Source organism: Arthrobacter sp. 9E16 (genome assembly GCF_002929435.1).
GTDB classification, from domain to species: domain Bacteria; phylum Actinomycetota; class Actinomycetes; order Actinomycetales; family Micrococcaceae; genus Arthrobacter_B; species Arthrobacter_B sunyaminii.
In genome coordinates this window covers 364,570-382,796 of sequence record NZ_PJIU01000002.1, presented here as the reverse complement: position 1 = coordinate 382,796, position 18,227 = coordinate 364,570, and the positions used below count along the sequence as shown (strand labels likewise).

Below are 18,227 nucleotides of genomic sequence, written 5' to 3'. Positions count from 1 at the left end.
CCAGGGGTGCCGCCGCACGGTGGAGCTAGAAGCCAAGTTTTACCAGTTGCTTGGGGTCCCGCTGCCAGTCCTTGGCAATTTTCACGTGCAGGTCCAGATAAATCCGCGTACCCAGCAGTGCTTCGATGGCCACGCGTGCATTGGTGCCGACTTCCCGGAGCCGGGCGCCGCCCTTGCCAATAATGATGGCCTTCTGCGAGGACCGCTCAACGTACAGATTTACCCTGACGTCCAGCAGCGGATTGTCATCCGGACGCCCCTCACGCGGAACAATCTCGTCCACCACCACGGCCAGCGAGTGGGGAAGCTCATCCCGTACGCCTTCCAGGGCAGCCTCACGGATGAGCTCGGCAACCATCACAGCCTCAGGCTCATCGGTCAGCTCCCCGTCCGGGTAAAGCGGCGGAGACGACGGCATGTAGCCGGCAAGCACTTCGGCCACAGTGTCCACCTGGAAACCGTCAGCGGCGGATACGGGCACCACGTCAGCCCATCCTGCTTCGCCCAGGACCTCGTTGCCCAGTGCGGTAACGGACATCAGCTGCTTGGCCAGGGCGGCCCGGTCCACCAGGTCCGTCTTGGTGACCAATGCCACGACGGGCTTATTCTTCAGCGCCGCCAGCTGCTTGGCAATGTAGCGGTCACCCGGACCCACGGCTTCGTTGGCCGGCAGGCAGAACCCAATGGCATCCACTTCGGCCAAGGTGTCCGCCACGAGGTCATTCAGGCGCTTGCCCAGCAGCGTGCGGGGGCGGTGCAGGCCGGGGGTGTCCACCAGGATCAGCTGGGAATGCTCGCGGTGCACAATGCCGCGGATCGTGTGGCGGGTGGTCTGCGGCTTCGCCGAAGTGATGGCAACCTTCTGGCCCACCAGGGCATTGGTCAGGGTGGACTTGCCGGCATTGGGCCGGCCCACCAGGGAGACAAAGCCGGCGCGGAACTGTGGATCAGTCATTACGTGGTACCAATTCTGTTGAGGAGACGCGGGATGAGGCCCTGCCGTCGTCGGAATGTGTTTCTGGATCGGCGTCGTCGGGCTGTTTCCAGGCGATGATGTGGGACACCCGGTTGCGGCGCCCTTCCAGGCGCTCGGCGTGCAGGACAATGCCGTCAACCACCACTTCGCTGCCCACAATGGGCACGCGGCCCAGCGCCTTGGCCAGCAGACCTCCCACGGTGTCCACTTCATCGTCCTCGAGGTCGACGTCGAACAGCTCGCCGAGGTCATCGATGCCGGCACGGGAGCTCACGCGGTAGCGGCCGCCGCCGAGGTTTTCAATTTCAGGCCGTTCGGAATCATACTCGTCCACGATCTCGCCCACGATTTCTTCAATCAGGTCCTCGAGCGTGACCAGGCCGGCGGTGCCGCCGTACTCATCGATGACCACCGCCACATGGGTGGACTCACGCTGCAGCTCCTGCAGCAGTTCGCTGACCGCCTTGGACTCCGGTACGTAGCGGACGCCGCGGGCAAAATCCTCCACGCGGTGCTGCCCCGGCTCCCCCGAGCCGGAATGCATCTGCGCCGCCACATCCTTGAGATAGAGGATGCCCACAATCTGATCTGCGCTGTCCTCGATCACCGGTACGCGGGAGTACCCCGAGCGCAGGAACAGTGACATGGCCTGGCGCAGGGTGGAACCGGCCTCAATGCACACCATGTCGGTGCGCGGCACCATCACCGAACGGACCTTGGTGTCACCGAGTTCGAAGACCGAATGGATCAGCTCCGCTTCGGTGTTCTCGATCATGTCCGCCTCCGAGGCGCGGTCCAGCAGCTCGCGGAATTCCTCTTCGGTGAAGAACGCGGCGTCCGGTCCCTGCGTGCCGGGAGCAACGGCGGTGCCCAGCCGTACGAGCCATCCGGGAACCGGGCCCAGGACAACCCGGAGGAAACGCACCAGCCCGGCGGTAAGGACAACGACGGCGGTAACGTGCTTGCGGCCGATCTGGCGGGGAGAGACTCCCACCAGAACAAAACCGATGGCTGCCATGACCACGGTGGCCAGCAGCCCTGCCAGCCAGATGTTGTCCAGGAGCATCTGGAACAGGGTGGCCACCGTGACAGCGGTGGCCATTTCGAACCAGACGCGCCAGAACCGGAGCGCATGCATGTGCGCCACCGGGTGCTGCAGGATCCGGCGCAGCGGTTTGCCCGCCTTGCCCTGCAGCAGTGCTTCGGCTTCATGCCGCGGAAGGTATCCGTAGGCGGATTCCGCGGCAGTGAGCAAGCCGGCCAGGACCATGAAGGCCACGGCCATGAAAATCAGCAGGGCAACGCTCAACTGCGCGTCTCCTTCGGAGCCTCACGGCCCAGATAGGAGGACAAAAGCTCACGCTGGAGGCCGAACATTTCCTTTTCCTCTTCGGGTTCCGCGTGGTCGTACCCGAGCAGGTGCAGCACACCGTGAGTGGTCAGTAGCAGCAGCTCTTCCTGCATGCCGTGGCCGGCCGTTTTGGCCTGCACGGCGGCTACCTGCGGGCACAGCACAATGTCGCCCAGGACTCCGGCCGGTGTCGGACGTCCCGGAACCCCGGGACGCAGCTCATCCATGGGGAAGGACAGCACGTCGGTGGCGCCGGGAATGTCCATCCACTCGATGTGCAGCTTCTCCATGGCTTCCTCGTCCACCAGGATGATGGACAGGTCCGCTTCCGGATGCACGTACAGGCTTTCCAGGAGGTAGCGTCCCAGCCGGGACAGTTCCTCTTCGTCCACCTCGACGGCGGATTCGTTGTTGACTTCGATGCTCACTTGGCCGGACCCCGTCCTGCTGCGGCTCCGCGGGCAGGGCCCGCTGACGACGCGCGCCGGGACTCGTCCCATTCGCTGTAAGCGGTGACAATGCTGCTCACGAGGGAATGCCGGACTACGTCCGAGGCATGCAGTTCCGAGAACGCAACGTCATCAATGTCGCCGAGGATGTCGTGGACGATGCGCAGTCCGGAGGCAGTGCCGCCGGGCAGGTCCACCTGGGTCACGTCTCCCGTTACCACCATCTTGGAGCCGAAGCCCAGGCGGGTCAGGAACATCTTCATCTGCTCCGGTGTGGTGTTCTGGGCTTCATCCAAAATGATGAAGGCATCATTGAGCGTGCGTCCGCGCATATAGGCCAGGGGCGCAACTTCAATGGTTCCGGCAGCCATCAGCCGGGGAATGGAATCCGGGTCCATCATGTCGTGCAGGGCGTCATACAGGGGACGCAGGTACGGGTCGATCTTGTCGCTCAGCGTTCCGGGCAGGAAGCCAAGCCGTTCGCCGGCTTCGACAGCCGGGCGGGTCAGGATAATCCTGTTGACTTCCTTCTGCTGCAGCGCCTGCACGGCCTTTGCCATGGCCAGGTAAGTTTTGCCGGTGCCCGCGGGTCCGATTCCAAACACAATGGTGTTTTCATCAATCGCGTCTACATAGTTCTTCTGGTTCAGCGTCTTGGGACGGATGGTGCGGCCGCGGGTGGAGAGGATGTTCTGCGTCAGGACTTCCGCCGGGCGCTGGGCGCTCTGGTCCCGGAGCATGGTGATCAACTGCTCCAGCAACTGGGGCGTGACCTTGGTCTGGCTCCGTGCCAGGATCCGAACTTCGTTGACGAGACGGAGGGTCAGTTCAACAACAGCAGCGGGTCCCGAGATGGAAAGCTCGTTGCCGCGGACGTGAAGATTGGCCTCCGGGTAAGCGGACTCAATGATCTTGAGTGCCTCGTCGTTGGCACCCAGAGACTGGACCATGTGTTCCGTGGAATCAAAGATGATGGTCTGGCGATCCAGTCCGATGGTGCCAATTCCTGAGGATTCAGTCATATATTCGGCCTTCCCAGGCCTTTCATCGCCCCTTTTGAAGAGTGAGTTGTTTGTGCTTGGTGTGGTGCCCCGGCCTAACAAGTTATGGGACCGGCAATCGGGAGCTCGGCAAGTTAAGACAGGCACTTCAATATTACTTGATACCACGGCTCACCGTCTGCTCCAGCCGGTGAGCCGTTTTGTCCACCTGTGCCGGATGCGGCCGCGGCGGGCGGCCGACAACACGGCCGGCGCTCCGGACGCCGGGTCTCAATCGGGTCTCAGTCCGGTCGCAGGACGGTTAAGAGCGCAAATCCGGCCTTTCGCATGTGCCAAGCTGGGGATGACCGTTCAGCGAAAGGAGGACAGAAAATTGCATGAAGCACCGCAACGGCGCCTGCCGCACCGCCGGATCGCCCTGGGCCTGCTCGCAGCATCTTCGCTCCTCCTCAGTGGCTGCGGCGTAGTCGCAGCCACCCCCACCACCTCCATGCCTACGCCCTTTGATGAGGCTGCAGGTTCCGTGTCCGCCCCGCTGAGCGTTACGGCTCCTTCGGAAGGAAAGCCGGCGCCGGGACGCCTTCCGGTCTACTGGCTCGGAGTGAACGGTTCAAATGTTCACCTCTACCGGGAGTTCCAGCCCAGCGAAACGAGCGGTGATCCGATAGTCGAGGCTGTAGTTGCCATGACGTCCGACAAACCGGCTGACCCGGATTACTTCAATCCCTGGAGCAAAGCCGGCAGCGTCACAGCCTCAATATCCGGCAAGAACGTGATCACGGTTGATATCTCCTCGGACGCTTTCAAGACTTCCCTCGATGCCGGCATGGCGCACCGCGCCGTCCAGCAGCTCGTGTATACGGCAACCGCTGCGGCTTCAAACGCCGGGCTTACCACGGTGAAGTATGAGCCCTCAGTGGTGCTTCTGGTGGACGGCAAAGCAGGTTACCGGGCATTCGGGCATGAGCGCCTGGAAGGGCAGCTCCAGCGGGATGCTTCACTGATGGCCCCGATCTGGATCATTGATCCGCAGCAGGGGGACGGAACCGGCCCTTCGCTGCGGGTTCACGGAACCGCAGTGTCGGAAGGCGGCCAGGTGTCCTGGCGTGTCGAGCCGATTGTTGACGGCCGGCCCGCCGAGGATGCCGTCCAGACCGGTTATGCCGAACTGGAGGCACCCACCGGCGGCACATCCCTCTACAGTTTCAGCGTTGATCTGGCGCCGGGCGAATACAGCGTAAGCGTTTTCCACGGGGCTGAACGGGCCGATGAGGACTCCAAACGCGTCACCGTGTATTCCGACGTGAATTAGCCCGGCTTTACCAGCGTCCGAGCGCGTAATTCAGGACGGCCAGCGCCGCCGGACCTGCGGTGGATGAACGAAGAACGTGCTGCCCCAACCGGACCGCCACGGCCCCTTCGGAACGCAGCAGCTCAACTTCAGCGCCGCTGATTCCCCCTTCGGGTCCCACCACCACGGCAATGCTCAGCGGCCGGCCGCCGCAGCGGCGCCGTGCCTGCTCCACCGCCGGTACCAGCGCGCCGTCGGCCTCTTCATGAAGCACAAGCACCAGGTCAACATCCGCCAGCCTGCGCACCAGCGCCTTGGTATCGAGCATTTCTTCGGCTACCGGGATCTGGGACCGGCGGGACTGCTTGGCCGCAGCCGTGAGGATGCCCTGCCACTTCAATTGCCCCTTGGCGGCTTTGTCGGCACGCCAGCGCACGATGCTCCGCTCGGACTGCCACGGAATCACCGCCTGCACGCCCAGCTCGGTGGCTGCCTCAACGGCCTGCTCGTCCCGGCCTCCCTTGGCGAGGGCCTGAACCAGCATCAGCGTATCTGCCGCTTCGTTTTCCTCGGTGACGGACTCCACCGCAACCTCCAGCCGGGACGGCCCGGCAGCGGCAACCGTACCCGTGAGCCGGCGCCCGAACCCGTCCACGATATCCACCGGTTCCCCGGGCGCCAGGCGTTTCACGGCAACTGCGTGGTGGGCTTCAGCCCCTTCGAGGACAAAAAGGGAACCGGCCCCGGCGGCCCGGACGGCATCCGGGTCACCGAAGAAGATCGGGTTGGTCATGTCAGTGGTTGCCCAGGCGGTCCCGCAGCCGGGCAAAGACGCCGGTGCCGCTGCCGGCCAGACGACCCTCGGCATATTCCTCACCGCGCAGCTGCGCCAGCTTGCGCAGCAGTTCTTCCTGCTCCGCATCCAGCTTCTGCGGGGTTTCCACGTGCAGGTGGACCAGCAGGTCTCCCCTGCCGTAGCCGCGCAGATGAGTCACGCCAAGTCCCTTGAGGGTAGTGACTTCACCGGACTGAGTGCCGGCCTTAACCGCAATCTCCCGGTCGCCGTCGAACGTCTCGAAGTTGATGGAGGACCCAAGCGCCGCCGCCGTCATGGGCACGGTCAGTGTGGCGTGCAGGTCATCGCCTTCGCGGACAAACGTAGGATCGGCATTTACCCGGATTTCCACGTACAGGTCGCCCTGGGGTCCGCCGGCCGTACCGGCTTCACCCTGTCCGCCCAGCTGGATGCGGGTGCCGGTGGCTACACCGGCGGGAATCTTGATGTTCAGGGTACGGCGGCTGCGCACGCGGCCTTCGCCGGCGCACTCGTGGCAAGGGTCCGGGATAACGGTTCCGTAGCCCTGGCAGGACCCGCACGGCGCGCTGGTCATAACCTGGCCGAGAATGGAGCGCACGGCACGCTGTACCTGGCCGGATCCGTGGCAAATGTCGCAGGTCCGGGGTGAGGTTCCCGGCTGGCAGCAGCTTCCGTCGCAGGTGGGGCAGGTGACCGCGGTGTCGACCTCGATCTTCTTGTTGGTGCCGAAGACGGCATCCTTCAGATCGATGCGCACATTGATGAGGGCATCCTGGCCGCGGCGCGTCCGTGAAGCCGGTCCCCGGCCGCCGCCTCCGCCGCCGCCAAAGAAGGTGTCGAAGATGTCCTGGAAGCCGAAGTTCTGGCCACCGAAGCCGGCGCCGCCGCCAAAGCCGTTGTCGTTGCCGTTCTCGTTGCCGGTGGTGTCATAGATGCGGCGTTTCTGCGGGTCCGCGAGCACCTCATAGGCGTGGGTGACGGCTTTGAACTCGTCCTGCGCTCCGGGAGCAGAGTTAACGTCCGGGTGAAGCTTGCGGGCAAGCTTCCGGTACGCCTTCTTGATTTCTTCGCCCGTGGCGTCGCGTCCGACACCCAGGACCTGGTAGTGATCGCTCACTCGTGCACATCGCTTCCTGTAATTGGCAGTATCCGCGTTGTTACCGCGCCGCCCTCCGTCCGGAGGCGTCCACCGGCTGCTGTCGCCCGCGGGCGGCGGCAACCGGCGTAATGCTGCTGTATTCGTCTAACGTTTTTTAGTTGTTCAGTATTCGGGAAAGATAACGGGCCACGGCGCGCACTGTGGCCATGGTGTTGGGGTAGTCCATGCGGGTTGGTCCGAGCACCCCCACCTTTGCCGAAGAATCGGGTCCGTAACCGGTGGCTACGACTGATGCCTCTGAAAGGGATCCATGCGGGTTCTCCCGTCCAATCCGCACCGAGACACCTCTGGCGTCCTGCTCCATTTCGGACAACAACCGAAGCATGACGACTTGTTCCTCAAGTGCCTCCAGGATGGGGCCTATCGTCAGGGGAAAGTCTACTGTGGAACGGGCCAGATTGGCGGTGCCGGCCATGACCATGCGGTCTTCCCGGTTGATTCCGGCCAGCTGCTCCAGACAGTGCGCCAGCGCCGCGGCGTTCCGCCTCTTCGGGACGGGAACCTGGACGAGGCAGTCGGCCAGTTGTCCGGTTATCCTGGTCAGCGGCGTACCGCTGAGTGCGGACAGGAAATGCTGCCGCAGTTCCAGCAGGTCCGGCTCGGTCACCTGGTCGGGAACCGTGATGACACGCTGCTCCACCCGTCCGGTGGTGGAAATCAGGACCACCAGCACCTGGGCCGGTGCCAGCAGGACAAATTCGATGTGGCGGACCTTGGCGTTGCCGAGATGCGGATACTGCACCACCGCCACCTGGTTGGTCAGCTGCGAGAGCAGCCTGACGGTCCGTTCCATGACGTCATCGAGATCCTCTGCACCCTCGAGCAGGGTCTGGATGGCCTTGCGCTCGGCGGCGGACAGTGGTTTGACGTCTGAAATCCGGTCCACGAAAAGGCGGTAACCCTTGTCGGTGGGGATGCGTCCGGCGGAAGTGTGAGGTGCGACAATCAGGCCCTCTTCTTCAAGGGCCGCCATGTCATTTCGAATGGTGGCGCTGGACACTCCCAGCTGGTGGCGTTCCACCAGTGCTTTGGATCCAACGGGTTCGCGCGAATGCACGTAATCCTCAACAATGGCCCGGAGCACCTCGAGTCTGCGTGGTTCACTCATGGTTTTCCCTCCCTTGCTGATGTCCTGCCGGTGCTGAGTGTCCTGACAGCGGTTCCGAACAGGCATGCGGATTGGCGCCGGGCTGGTTAGCACTCACCCTGCCCAAGTGCTAAGTCTAATACGGATCGGCGGCGTTGCTAGCATTGAGGAGCCCGTGCCCGCACGTGCCGAATCCGCGCAGGAACCAACCGCAATCAGAGTGAGGGATACACCCGTGTCGAATTTTTCGTGGGGCCCGCAGGACATTAGCGCCCCGGCCCGGCGGGTATTGCCCAAAGTCGGCGCCGAGATCGGGCTCGTACTTGAAGACGTGCACAGCGGCTGGGTTGGTGCCGTGGTGCGCGTCGAGAAGTCCGGCGGCCTGCACCTGATGGTCTTGGAGGACCGGCGCGGCAAGACGAAGTCCTTCGAGCTGGGCTTCGGATTCCTTTTGGACGGGGAGCCCGTGGAGGTGGTTCCGGCCGTCAAGGCTGCGGCCCCGGTGTCCCGGCGGACGGCGTCGGGCTCTGTCCGGGTGGACAACGTCCGGGCGCGCACCGCGCGGGCCAGCCGCATCTGGGTGGAGGGAAAGCACGACGCGGAACTGGTGGAAAAGGTGTGGGGTGATGATCTGCGCGTGGAGGGCATCGTCGTCGAGCCCCTGCACGGCGTGGATGATCTTGCCTCCGCTGTAAAGGATTTCAGCCCGGGCCCCGGACGCCGGCTGGGCATCCTGGTGGACCATCTGGTGTCCGGGTCCAAGGAGTCCCGGATAGCTGCCGAAGCCATGGCCGTTCCGGGTGCCCGCGGGAACGTGCTGATTGTGGGCCACCCGTACGTGGACGTGTGGCAGGCCATCAAGCCGCAGACCATCGGCCTGGCAGCCTGGCCCGTGGTGCCCCGCCACGAGGACTGGAAAACGGGCATTCTCAAAGGCCTGGGCTGGCCGCACCGGGACCACACCGATGTTGCCATGGGCTGGAAGAAACTGCTGGGCAGCGTCAGTTCATATGCCGATTTGGAGCCGTCGCTGCTGGGGCGGGTGGAGGAAGTTATCGACTTCCTGACCGTCCCTTAGCGGCTCCACCGCCGTGCCGTTGCGGGCTGGAGCTCCTCCAGCCAGTAACCTAGATGAGATATGCAGCAGCCGGACGGCCCCAGTCCGCACCGGCGCACCGGGCCAGGCGTCCAGAGTCAAAAGGAAACAGCAGTGTCGAACATCCGTCAAAATGACCAGCACCGCCCCGACGACCGGGGTGCGGCCCAGCGTCCCCCCTATCAGGGCGCACCGGCCAACGCGCTGCCCCTCACCGCTTCAGAGGACCGCCAGTGGGCAACCATGGCGCACTTCGGCGGCATTCTGGGCTTCATCCCCTCGATGATCATCTACCTGGTATTCCGCGACCGCGGCCCGTTCACGGCGCAGGAATCCAAGGAAGCGCTTAACTTCACGCTTCCTCCCACCATCATCGCCATGGTCGCCTGGCTGCTGTCCTTCATTCCGGTGATCGGCTGGGTCTTCGCCATCCTGAACGCCCTGCTGTGGGTTGCCATCGCGGTTTCCTCAGTGGTCGCCGGCATTGAATGCAACCGCGGACGGCCTTACCGCTACCCGCTGAACCTGCGCCGCATCCAGTAAGGCCGGGACTGGATCAGCCCGGCGGCGGACCTCAGTCCGGCAATAGGACCTAGTCCGGAAGCAGGCGGCGGACGACGGCGTCCGCCAGCAGGCGGCCCTTGGTCGTCAGCAGCACGCGGCCGGTCAGGGCGGCCTTCGCGTCCACCAAACCGTCGGCCATCAAACCCGCCACGGCGAGCCGGCCCGAATCCTTGAGCCGGGACAGTTCCAGGCCCTCAGCCAGGCGGGTGCGCAGCATGACATCTTCCACGTACCGGGTTTCTGCGTCCAGGGTTTCGCGTCCGACGGCGGGTGACTCCCCCGCGGCGATCCGCTGGGCGTAGGCGGTGGGATGCTTGGCGTTCCACCAGCGCACGCCGCCGGCGTGAGAATGGGCGCCCGGGCCGATGCCCCACCAGTCGTCGCTGCGCCAGTAGGCCAGGTTGTGCCGGCACTGGTCCGCGGGTGTACGCGCCCAGTTGCTGACCTCGTACCAGGACAGTCCGGCCGTCGTCATCAGCTCGTCGGCCACGAGGTATTTGTCCGCGTGGTCGTCGTCGTCGATCGGCGGCACTTCACCGCGGCGCATGCGTGCGGCCAGTTTCGTGCCCTCTTCGATGATGAGGGCGTAGGCGGAGATATGGTCCGGCTCGTAGCTCAGCGCCTCGTTGACCGAAACCTTCCAGTCCTCCAGGGACTCCCCCGGCGTGCCGTAAATCAGGTCAACGCTCACGTTCAGTCCGGCGTCGCGCGCCCACTTCACTGCCTCCGGAACGCGCGACGGCGTGTGGGTGCGGTCCAGCACTGCCAGCACGTGCGGCACGGCGGACTGCATGCCGAAAGACACGCGGGTGAACCCGGCGTCAGCCAGCAGCTGGAGGGACTGCGGGGTCACCGAGTCCGGGTTGGCTTCCGTGGTGACCTCCGCGCCCGGTTCCAGCCCCCAGGCATCAATGGCCGTCTTCAGGATGCCCGTCAGGTCCTCCGCGGGCAGGAGCGTGGGCGTACCGCCGCCAAAGAACACCGTCTTCAGCGGGCGGTGCGGCAGTCCGGAGGCAGTGAGTGCGCGCGCAGCGAACCGGACTTCCTGCTCCGCAGTGCCGCCGTAGGCCGCCTGCGAGGCACCGCCGCCCAGCTCCGTGGCGGTATAGGTGTTGAAGTCGCAGTAGCCGCAGCGGACGGAACAGAACGGGATGTGGACATACAGACCAAAATTCCGGTCCGCCGCTCCGTCCGCTGCCTGGGCGGGCAGGAGACCGTCGGCGGGTGCCGGGTCTCCGAGGGGTAGTGCGCTGGGTGTCACTTCTTGGCTTTGTCCTTGGACTCGTCGGAGGAAAGTGCTGCCACGAAGGCTTCCTGCGGAACTTCCACGCGGCCCACCATCTTCATGCGCTTCTTGCCTTCCTTCTGCTTTTCCAGCAGCTTGCGCTTACGGCTGATGTCACCGCCGTAGCACTTGGCGAGCACGTCCTTGCGGATGGCGCGGATGGATTCGCGGGCAATGATCCGGGAGCCGATGGCAGCCTGGATGGGGACCTCGAACTGCTGGCGCGGAATGAGCTCGCGCAGCTTGCCGGTCATCATCACGCCGTAGGAGTAGGCCTTGTCCTTGTGCGTGATGGAGCTGAAGGCGTCCACCTGTTCGCCCTGGAGCAGGATGTCCACCTTGACCAGGTCGGCCACCTGTTCGCCGTCGGCCTTCCAGTCCAGCGAGGCGTAGCCGCGGGTCTTGGACTTGAGGATGTCGAAGAAGTCGAAAACAATCTCGGCCAGCGGGAGGCGGTACCGGATTTCCACCCGGTCCTCGGAGAGGTAATCCATGCCGCCCAGGACGCCGCGGCGTGCCTGGCACAGTTCCATGATGGCGCCGACAAATTCGTTGGGAGCCAGGATCGTGGCCGATACCATCGGCTCGCGGACCTCTTTGATCTTGCCTTCGGGGTACTCGCTGGGGTTGGTGACGGTGACGACCTTCTTATCCTCGAGCGTCACCTCGTACTCCACGTTGGGCGCAGTGGAGATCAGGTCCAGGTTGTACTCGCGTTCGAGCCGTTCACGCGTGATTTCCAGGTGCAGCAGGCCCAGGAAGCCCACGCGGAAGCCGAAGCCCAGCGCCGCCGATGTCTCGGGTTCGTAGACCAGCGCGGCATCGTTGAGCATCAGCTTTTCCAGCGCGTCGCGCAGCACCGGATAGTCGGCGCCGTCGATCGGGTACAGACCGGAGAACACCATGGGCTTGGGATCGGCGTAACCGGGCAGCGATTCAGCGGCCGGCTTGGCCAGGTTGGTGACGGTGTCGCCAACCTTGGACAGCCGCACGTCCTTCACGCCCGTGATCAGGTAGCCCACCTCGCCGACGCCCAGTCCCTTGGACGGGGTGGGTTCCGGCGAGCTGACACCGATTTCGAGGAGTTCATGGCTGGCCCGGGTGGACATCATCTGGATGCGTTCACGCGGGGACAGCGAGCCGTCGATCACTCGGACATAGGTGACCACGCCGCGGTAGGTGTCATAGACGGAGTCGAAGATCATGGCACGGGCGGGAGCATTGGGGTCACCCTGCGGTGCCGGAATCTCGCGGACGATCTGGTCCAGCAGGGCTTCGACGCCAACACCGGTCTTGCCGGAGACCCTCAGGACGTCCGCCGGATCGCCGCCGATCAGCTTTGCCAGTTCCTCGGCGTACTTTTCCGGCTGCGCTGCCGGAAGGTCAATCTTGTTGAGGACCGGAATGATGGTGAGGTCGTTTTCCATGGCCAGGTACAGGTTCGCGAGGGTCTGGGCCTCGATGCCCTGGGCAGCGTCCACGAGCAGCACGGCGCCTTCGCACGCGGCCAGGGAACGGGATACCTCGTACGTGAAGTCCACGTGGCCGGGGGTGTCGATCATGTTCAGCGCGTAGGACTCGCCGTCGACCTCCCACGGCATGCGCACGGCCTGCGACTTGATGGTGATGCCGCGTTCGCGCTCAATGTCCATGCGGTCCAGGTACTGGGCCTTCATGTTCCGGTGCTCGACGACGCCGGTGGACTGGAGCATGCGGTCGGCCAGGGTGGACTTGCCGTGGTCGATGTGGGCGATGATGCAGAAGTTTCTGATGATCGCCGGATCCGTCGCGGCAGGCACCGGTGAGAAGCGGGCCATAGGTGACACTGTGGCGGTTCCTTTACTGTTCACAGGACTTCACGGCGGCTGCGGCGCAGGCCGCGTGCCGGAACCGGACAAGGCGCGGTTCATCGTTTTTCCTGGTGGTTTAACTGCTGAATTAACAGTCTCCCACGAATGCCCGCCCGCGCTGGAACCGCAGAACGTAATAGCGTGGGCTCATGTCCTTCTCCAACCGCTCCCTTCTTTCCCTGGCCCGCTCGGCCATCCGCCTGCTGACGCGTCCCGCAGCGGGTACCGGAACCGCGACCAAGCCGGGCCGTTCCAACCCCGGTTCGTCCAACACCCGAAACAAGACCGCCGCTCCGAAACCGGCAGCGAAGAAGTCGCCGGCCCGGAAACCGCCGGTTCAGAAGTCTCCAGCACCGAAACCGGCGTCCAACTCATCTGCCTACCCGGGCGACTACCGGGGCAAGGTCACTCCCGTCTACTCCCCGTCGCCGGATGGATCCCCCGATCCGGGCGAAGTGGTGTGGGCGTGGGTTCCCTATGAGGACGACTATTCCCAGGGCAAGGACCGTCCGGTGCTGTTGATCGGCTGCACCGGCTCGCGGCTGCTCGCCCTGATGATGACCACCCGGGACCGCAACAACGGCCGGGAGTCCGATCCGGACTACGTGGATGTTGGCACCGGACCCTGGGACAGCCAGGGCCGGCCGAGCGAGGTCAAGCTGGACCGCGTGCTGCAGCTGGATCCGGCTGCGGTAAGGCGGCAGGGATCGATTATGTCCTCCGCAGCGTTTCAGCGCGTCGCCTCACGCTTTACTGCCCGGAACTGATTGCCTGTACCCCGCGGAGCCGGGCCGCGCACCCGGGGAAAGCCCCGCCGTCGGCCGCTTGTCCCCGCCAATGGGCCTTCGGGCCCAAGTTCTGCTAACATTTATTGCTGTGTGTCCGCGCAGGTCGACGGGCACTTCAGTTCAGGCGCCATTACGGTATCCCCACGCCGCTCAGTCAATGTCTGGGCTGAAATTCCCTCACCGACCAAGTCCGCAATACAAAGAGAGTTTATATAAGTGGCCAATATTAAGTCCCAGAAGAAGCGCATCCTCACCAACGAGAAGGCGCGCATGCGTAACAACTCGGTGAAGTCCGAGCTGAAGACCGCAATCCGCTCCGTTGACGCTGCCCTGAAGGCCAGCGACAAGGATGCAGCAGTCGCAGCAGTGGCCACTGCCAGCCGCAAGCTGGACAAGGCTGTCAGCAAGGGTGTTATCCACAAGAACAATGCTGCCAACCGCAAGTCGGCCATCTCCAAGAAGGTCAACGCGCTCTAAGGCGTTGTTCTAGCATTAGTCTTATCGGTCTGGCCGGTCCCTTCGGGGGCCGGCCAGATTGCTTTAAGCGGCGGGCCTTAGCCAGTGGCAGGGGTCCCGGCTGCCGCCGGGGCAGGTCAGCGTCCGGCGGCAGCGAGCGAGATGACTGTCACGGCGTGTTCGACGGCGTATACCGGATCGCGTCCGGCCCCCTTGACCTGTGCATCAGCTTCAGCCAGCACCTGAACGGCTTTGATGAGGGATTCCTGCGACCAGTGCTGGGCGTCGCGCCGCGCCTGGTCCACCTGCCACGGCGCCATGCCCAGTTCCTTCGCCATGGACGCCGAGGAGCCGCGCAGGTTCGCCACCTTGGCCACGGCCCGCACCTTCATGGCCAGCGCGCCCACCAGGGGCACAGGATCGACGCCGGTATCCAGGGCGTGGCGCAGCATGGACAGTGCCTGTCCCCCGCGTCCGGCCAGCGCCGCATCGGCCACCTTGAAGGCGGTGGCCTCCACCCGGCCGCCGTAGTACTTCTCCACGAGTTCTTCGCTGATCTCGCCGGATGCGTCGTTGATCAGCTGCCGGCAGGCTGCCGCCAGATCAGCCAGCTTGGAGCCCACTGCGGCAACCAGGGCGCGGGAGGCAGCCGGGTCGATCCGCCGTCGGGCGGCTTTGAATTCCTGGGCCACAAAGTCCAGCTTCTCGGCGTCCTTCTTGAACGGCTGGCACTCCACCACCGGAGCTCCGGCGGCCTTGACCGCATCCAGGAGTTTCTTGCCGCGGTTGCCGCCCCCGTGGCTGAGCACCAGCACCGTGTCGGGCGCGGTGTCCGTGAGATACGCGAGCGTGTCGGTCAGGAACTCATCGTTCATGGCGGCAAGATTCGAGGCCTCGATGAGTTTGGCCTCACCGAAGAGCGACGGGCTCGAATGCAGCATCAGTTCACCGGCGGCATAGGTTGCCGCGTCCAGGCGAACGATTTCCGTGTCCGGCTGGTCCTGGCGCAGGGTAGCGCGGATCCGCTCCATGGCGCGGCCGGCCAGATAATCCTCAGGGCCGCTGAGCAGTACCACCGGGGCAGGTTCCACCTCACGCCAGGAGACAATCTTTCCCGCGGACTTGCCGGTGGACTTCGCGGCACTGCGCTTACTGGACGGAACGGCCGGATTCACAGTGAACAAACTCCTGGGATGGGAACAAGCGGAAATGACGTTTGGGAACACTCCAACATTACCTGCCAGCTCCCGCCGGCACCTTTAGGCTGAGTCGCTGCAACGGCTCAACGCCCGTCCACGCGATCCCATGTCAACGACGATCCGTCCGTCTCCAGACTGATGGAGCCAAGTTCATCTGTTCGCACGACGGCGGTTCCGGACCGTTGCAGAACTTCCAAAATTTCCGCTGCCGGATGACCGTACTCATTGTCGGCGCCAACGGAGATCAGGGCCAGGCGCGGATTCAGTTCTTCGATCAGCCCGGTACCGCCGTTGCGGGCTCCGTGGTGGGGTACTTTCAGGACGTCCACTCCGGCATCGCGCAGCCAGGCATGCCGGGACAGCAGGGCACCGGATGCATCCTCCTCAATATCCCCGGTAAGCAGCATTGTGAAACCGGGTCCGTCCGGCACGTCCCGTCCAGGTTCCACCGTCGGCCCCACTGTCATCAGGATCACGGAGCTCGCGTCGTTTTCACTAGCCTGTCCACCCAGGGCGGGTGGCCACAGCACTTCCCATTCCACGGCGCCCGCTTGAGAGGTCATGCCCTCGGCCATCCGGGTCAGTTCGGCTCCGGAGTCCGCGAGCAATGTCCGCAGGGGTTCGGGAAGATCCGCTTCAGCCGTCGAATAGGCGACGTGGTTCACCTCCCTGCCCCGCAGCACACCTTCGGCTCCTCCGTAGTGGTCCAAATGGGCATGGGACAGGATGAAAAGGTCCACGGTTTCCACCTGCAACCGCTTCAAGCAGTTATCCATGGAATCCGGATCGGGTCCGGCGTCGATCACCACGGCACGATGTGCTGCCGTCCTCACGACCAGTCCGTCGCCCTGACCCACATCACAGGCAGCGGCCATCCATCGAGTGGGCGCAGGTCCTGGGCGCAGCTGGGTCCAAACGGCGGCAGCACCGGCTGGTAGTAGCAACAGTGCTGCAGCGAGGGCCAGGTGTCGGCGTGGCTGCACAGGTCCAGAGCGGACCGGTGCAGAGCGGGCCGATGCAGAGCGGGCCGGGTGCATTGACTCCGGCGACGGCCCAAAGCGCCACAGGAGCCAGACACCGGTGCCGGCAGCCAGCACCATCAGGATCACGCCCGCAACGCCGGATGGCCACGGCACCAGTGAACCGGGAAGCCCGTCGAAGAAGCGGGCCACGCCTGCCGTCCAGGCCGCACCTGCACCGGAAATCAGCACGAACGGTCCGGCCGCAACCGGTACCGTGGCTGCTACAACGGCAGCCAGCATTCCGACCACCGTCACCAGCGGCACGACGGGCGCCACGGCTACATTCGCAGGCAGGGAAAACGCCGGAACCTGCGGCTGCAGGAGCACCAGGACCGGTGAACAGAAAAACTGTGCCGCCATCGGCACGGCCAGGGCGGCTGCCAGCGGCCAGGGAAGCCGCCTGGCCAATAGTTCCGTCAGCCGCGGACCCAACAGGATCAACCCTGATGTTGCCAGCACCGAGAGGATGAAGGCGTAGCTTCCACTGAGCCAGGGATCCACCGCCAGCAGGACCGTAATGGAAAGGCAGAGCAGAGCTGCCGGCAGCTTTCCCCGTCCGGACAAGACGGCGATGGTCCCCAGGCTACCCATGACCGCAGCTCTCAGGACACTGGCATCCGGGCGGACCACCAGCACGAAACCCAGCAGCGCCGCTACTCCGGCCGCGGCGGCCCAGCCCCGCGGCAGTCTGACAGCCCGCGCCATCAGAAAGACGAACGCCAATAAGTAACCGCAGTTGGCTCCTGAAACAGCTGTTATATGAGTGAGTCCGGTGTTTTTCATGGCTTTTTCCAGCGCATCGTCCAGCGTGCTGCGGTCCCCCAGGACCATCCCGGGCAAGAGACCTGCTGCGTCCCTGCCCGTAAGCCCGGCGTGTTCAGCCGCCACAGCTGAGAAGGTTCGGCGTATACGTCCCGTTTCGCCGTACCACCCGTCGGCGGCTTCCACCTCAGGCTGGCCGTTTGCGTACAGCAGGGCCACTGAACGCTCACCGGGATCCGTGGCCTGCAGCGATCCGGACGCAGCGAAGTGGTCTCCGAGCTGAATGTCCGAGTAGCCGCTGCCGCCGATCACCAAGACTGTTGCGGCAGCGGAGAACCTCTGACCGTCGCTGGTGGCCTGCTGAAGTACTGCCTCGGTGATGTACCGGGAATCGCCGCTGAAGCGATCGGCCGCCACGGCCCGGGCATCCGTGGACGCACGAAACTCGCCCGTGACCGTCCTCCCTTCGGAAATGGCTGAAGCGATTGGCCCGGCCGTCCGTTCCGCGGTCAGGGCGCCGGCGGAAACACAGACCAGCGCGGCAGCAGCGGCCGGAGCCGCAACAGCCCGGACGAACATCCCGCTGCGGCTTCCTGTCCGCCGCAGTGCCGGGACCAGGACCAGAAGGACGATCGATATAAGAGCCAGGATCGCCCCGAGCACTCTTGCTTCATGATCAGGGAGGCGCACTGCGAGGAACGCCGCCGCCCATGCCGCAGCGGCTACCGGCACCAGCCGGAACTCCAGCAGGGGATGGATTCGTGCAACGGCAGGCCTTTCCGGCACCAGGGCACGAATCAGCTGGACAACCCTGCTGACACCGGGACGGAAGTGGCCGCGCGAAACCACCGCAGGAACCCGAGGGGCCTCAGGGGGCCACGGACCGGGAGGCTCCGGTGCATCCGTGCCGGGAGGCTGGACGTCCCCCCGAAGCGCGGCGGCCGTGTACCGGTGCCAGCCGCTGACCCGAACCCTCCGGCCCTCGTGGAAACCATCCACGCCCTGCACCCGGAGCACGTCATCGTTGGACTTCGGCGCGTCGGCGGAGCCTTTGCCATCCATCATGAAGCCGCT

16 protein-coding genes are annotated in these 18,227 nt (G+C 64.6%); 5 read left to right on the top strand and 11 right to left on the bottom strand.

The genetic code is table 11. From position 1 onward, the window contains the following. Positions 1-25: 25 nt before the first annotated feature. Genes era through CXR00_RS08500 form a run of 4 tightly spaced genes read right to left on the bottom strand, consistent with a single transcriptional unit; the run spans position 26 to position 3,798 of the window. On the bottom strand, positions 26-955 hold the full coding sequence (era, locus tag CXR00_RS08515) for a GTPase Era (protein WP_104054091.1): 930 nt from the start codon (positions 953-955) through the stop codon (positions 26-28). Continuing rightward, a complete protein-coding gene (locus CXR00_RS08510; protein ID WP_104054090.1) occupies positions 948-2,285 on the bottom strand; it encodes a hemolysin family protein in 1,338 nt (445 codons plus the stop codon). The genes era and CXR00_RS08510 overlap by 8 nt, the downstream gene beginning before the upstream one ends. Further along, entirely contained in the window at positions 2,282-2,755 is a 474-nt protein-coding gene (ybeY, locus tag CXR00_RS08505) for an rRNA maturation RNase YbeY (RefSeq protein ID WP_104054089.1), read from the bottom strand. Before ybeY ends, CXR00_RS08510 begins: the two co-directional genes overlap by 4 nt. Further along, the gene (locus tag CXR00_RS08500) at positions 2,752-3,798 is read right to left on the bottom strand and encodes a PhoH family protein (RefSeq protein WP_104054088.1); all 1,047 of its coding nucleotides are present in this window, start codon (positions 3,796-3,798) and stop codon (positions 2,752-2,754) included. The genes ybeY and CXR00_RS08500 overlap by 4 nt, the downstream gene beginning before the upstream one ends. Before the next feature lie 352 nt (positions 3,799-4,150). Here CXR00_RS08500 and CXR00_RS08495 point away from each other — a divergent pair, with 352 nt between their 5' ends. Next, positions 4,151-5,089 carry a GerMN domain-containing protein gene (locus CXR00_RS08495; RefSeq protein ID WP_181032290.1) on the top strand — a complete coding sequence of 313 codons (939 nt, stop codon included), beginning with the start codon at positions 4,151-4,153 and terminating at the stop codon, positions 5,087-5,089. A gap of 7 nt (positions 5,090-5,096) precedes the next feature. Here the strand turns inward: CXR00_RS08495 and CXR00_RS08490 are convergent, their stop codons facing one another. The 3 genes from CXR00_RS08490 to hrcA all read right to left on the bottom strand — a co-directional run bounded on the left by CXR00_RS08490 (position 5,097) and on the right by hrcA (position 8,152). Then, the gene (locus CXR00_RS08490) at positions 5,097-5,861 is read right to left on the bottom strand and encodes a 16S rRNA (uracil(1498)-N(3))-methyltransferase (RefSeq protein ID WP_104054086.1); all 765 of its coding nucleotides are present in this window, start codon (positions 5,859-5,861) and stop codon (positions 5,097-5,099) included. A gap of 1 nt (position 5,862) precedes the next feature. Beyond that, complete coding sequence (dnaJ, locus tag CXR00_RS08485) at positions 5,863-7,002, bottom strand: molecular chaperone DnaJ (protein WP_104054085.1); 1,140 nt, start codon at positions 7,000-7,002, stop codon at positions 5,863-5,865. Between the two features lie 136 nt (positions 7,003-7,138). Beyond that, positions 7,139-8,152: a heat-inducible transcriptional repressor HrcA gene (gene hrcA, locus CXR00_RS08480; protein WP_104054084.1), complete on the bottom strand. Its 1,014-nt coding sequence runs from the start codon at positions 8,150-8,152 to the stop codon at positions 7,139-7,141. Positions 8,153-8,366: 214 nt separating this feature from the next. On the opposite strand from hrcA, the gene CXR00_RS08475 reads away from it, so the two are divergent. Together CXR00_RS08475 and CXR00_RS08470 are read left to right on the top strand one after the other, a co-directional pair. After that, positions 8,367-9,209 carry a DUF3097 domain-containing protein gene (locus tag CXR00_RS08475; RefSeq protein WP_104054083.1) on the top strand — a complete coding sequence of 281 codons (843 nt, stop codon included), beginning with the start codon at positions 8,367-8,369 and terminating at the stop codon, positions 9,207-9,209. Between the two features lie 141 nt (positions 9,210-9,350). Next, on the top strand, positions 9,351-9,770 hold the full coding sequence (locus tag CXR00_RS08470) for a DUF4870 domain-containing protein (protein ID WP_258060080.1): 420 nt from the start codon (positions 9,351-9,353) through the stop codon (positions 9,768-9,770). Between the two features lie 49 nt (positions 9,771-9,819). Here CXR00_RS08470 and hemW read toward each other — a convergent pair whose 3' ends face one another. Next, positions 9,820-11,052 (bottom strand): radical SAM family heme chaperone HemW, encoded by a 1,233-nt coding sequence (gene hemW / locus CXR00_RS08465; RefSeq protein ID WP_104054081.1) that lies wholly within the window; start codon positions 11,050-11,052, stop codon positions 9,820-9,822. Then, positions 11,049-12,902: a translation elongation factor 4 gene (gene lepA, locus CXR00_RS08460; protein WP_181032291.1), complete on the bottom strand. Its 1,854-nt coding sequence runs from the start codon at positions 12,900-12,902 to the stop codon at positions 11,049-11,051. The genes hemW and lepA overlap by 4 nt, the downstream gene beginning before the upstream one ends. A 173-nt stretch (positions 12,903-13,075) precedes the next feature. Between lepA and CXR00_RS08455 the strand changes: the two genes are divergently transcribed. Further along, complete coding sequence (locus CXR00_RS08455) at positions 13,076-13,693, top strand: type II toxin-antitoxin system PemK/MazF family toxin (RefSeq protein WP_104054079.1); 618 nt, start codon at positions 13,076-13,078, stop codon at positions 13,691-13,693. A 237-nt stretch (positions 13,694-13,930) separates the two neighbouring features. Further along, positions 13,931-14,191: a 30S ribosomal protein S20 gene (gene rpsT, locus CXR00_RS08450; RefSeq protein WP_104054078.1), complete on the top strand. Its 261-nt coding sequence runs from the start codon at positions 13,931-13,933 to the stop codon at positions 14,189-14,191. Between the two features lie 116 nt (positions 14,192-14,307). On the opposite strand, the gene holA is transcribed toward rpsT, so the two are convergent. Both holA and CXR00_RS08440 read right to left on the bottom strand, forming a co-directional pair. After that, the gene (holA, locus tag CXR00_RS08445; RefSeq protein ID WP_104054806.1) at positions 14,308-15,261 is read right to left on the bottom strand and encodes a DNA polymerase III subunit delta; all 954 of its coding nucleotides are present in this window, start codon (positions 15,259-15,261) and stop codon (positions 14,308-14,310) included. 191 nt (positions 15,262-15,452) lie between these two features. After that, on the bottom strand, positions 15,453-18,218 hold the full coding sequence (locus CXR00_RS08440) for a ComEC/Rec2 family competence protein (protein ID WP_104054077.1): 2,766 nt from the start codon (positions 18,216-18,218) through the stop codon (positions 15,453-15,455). Positions 18,219-18,227: the final 9 nt, after the last annotated feature.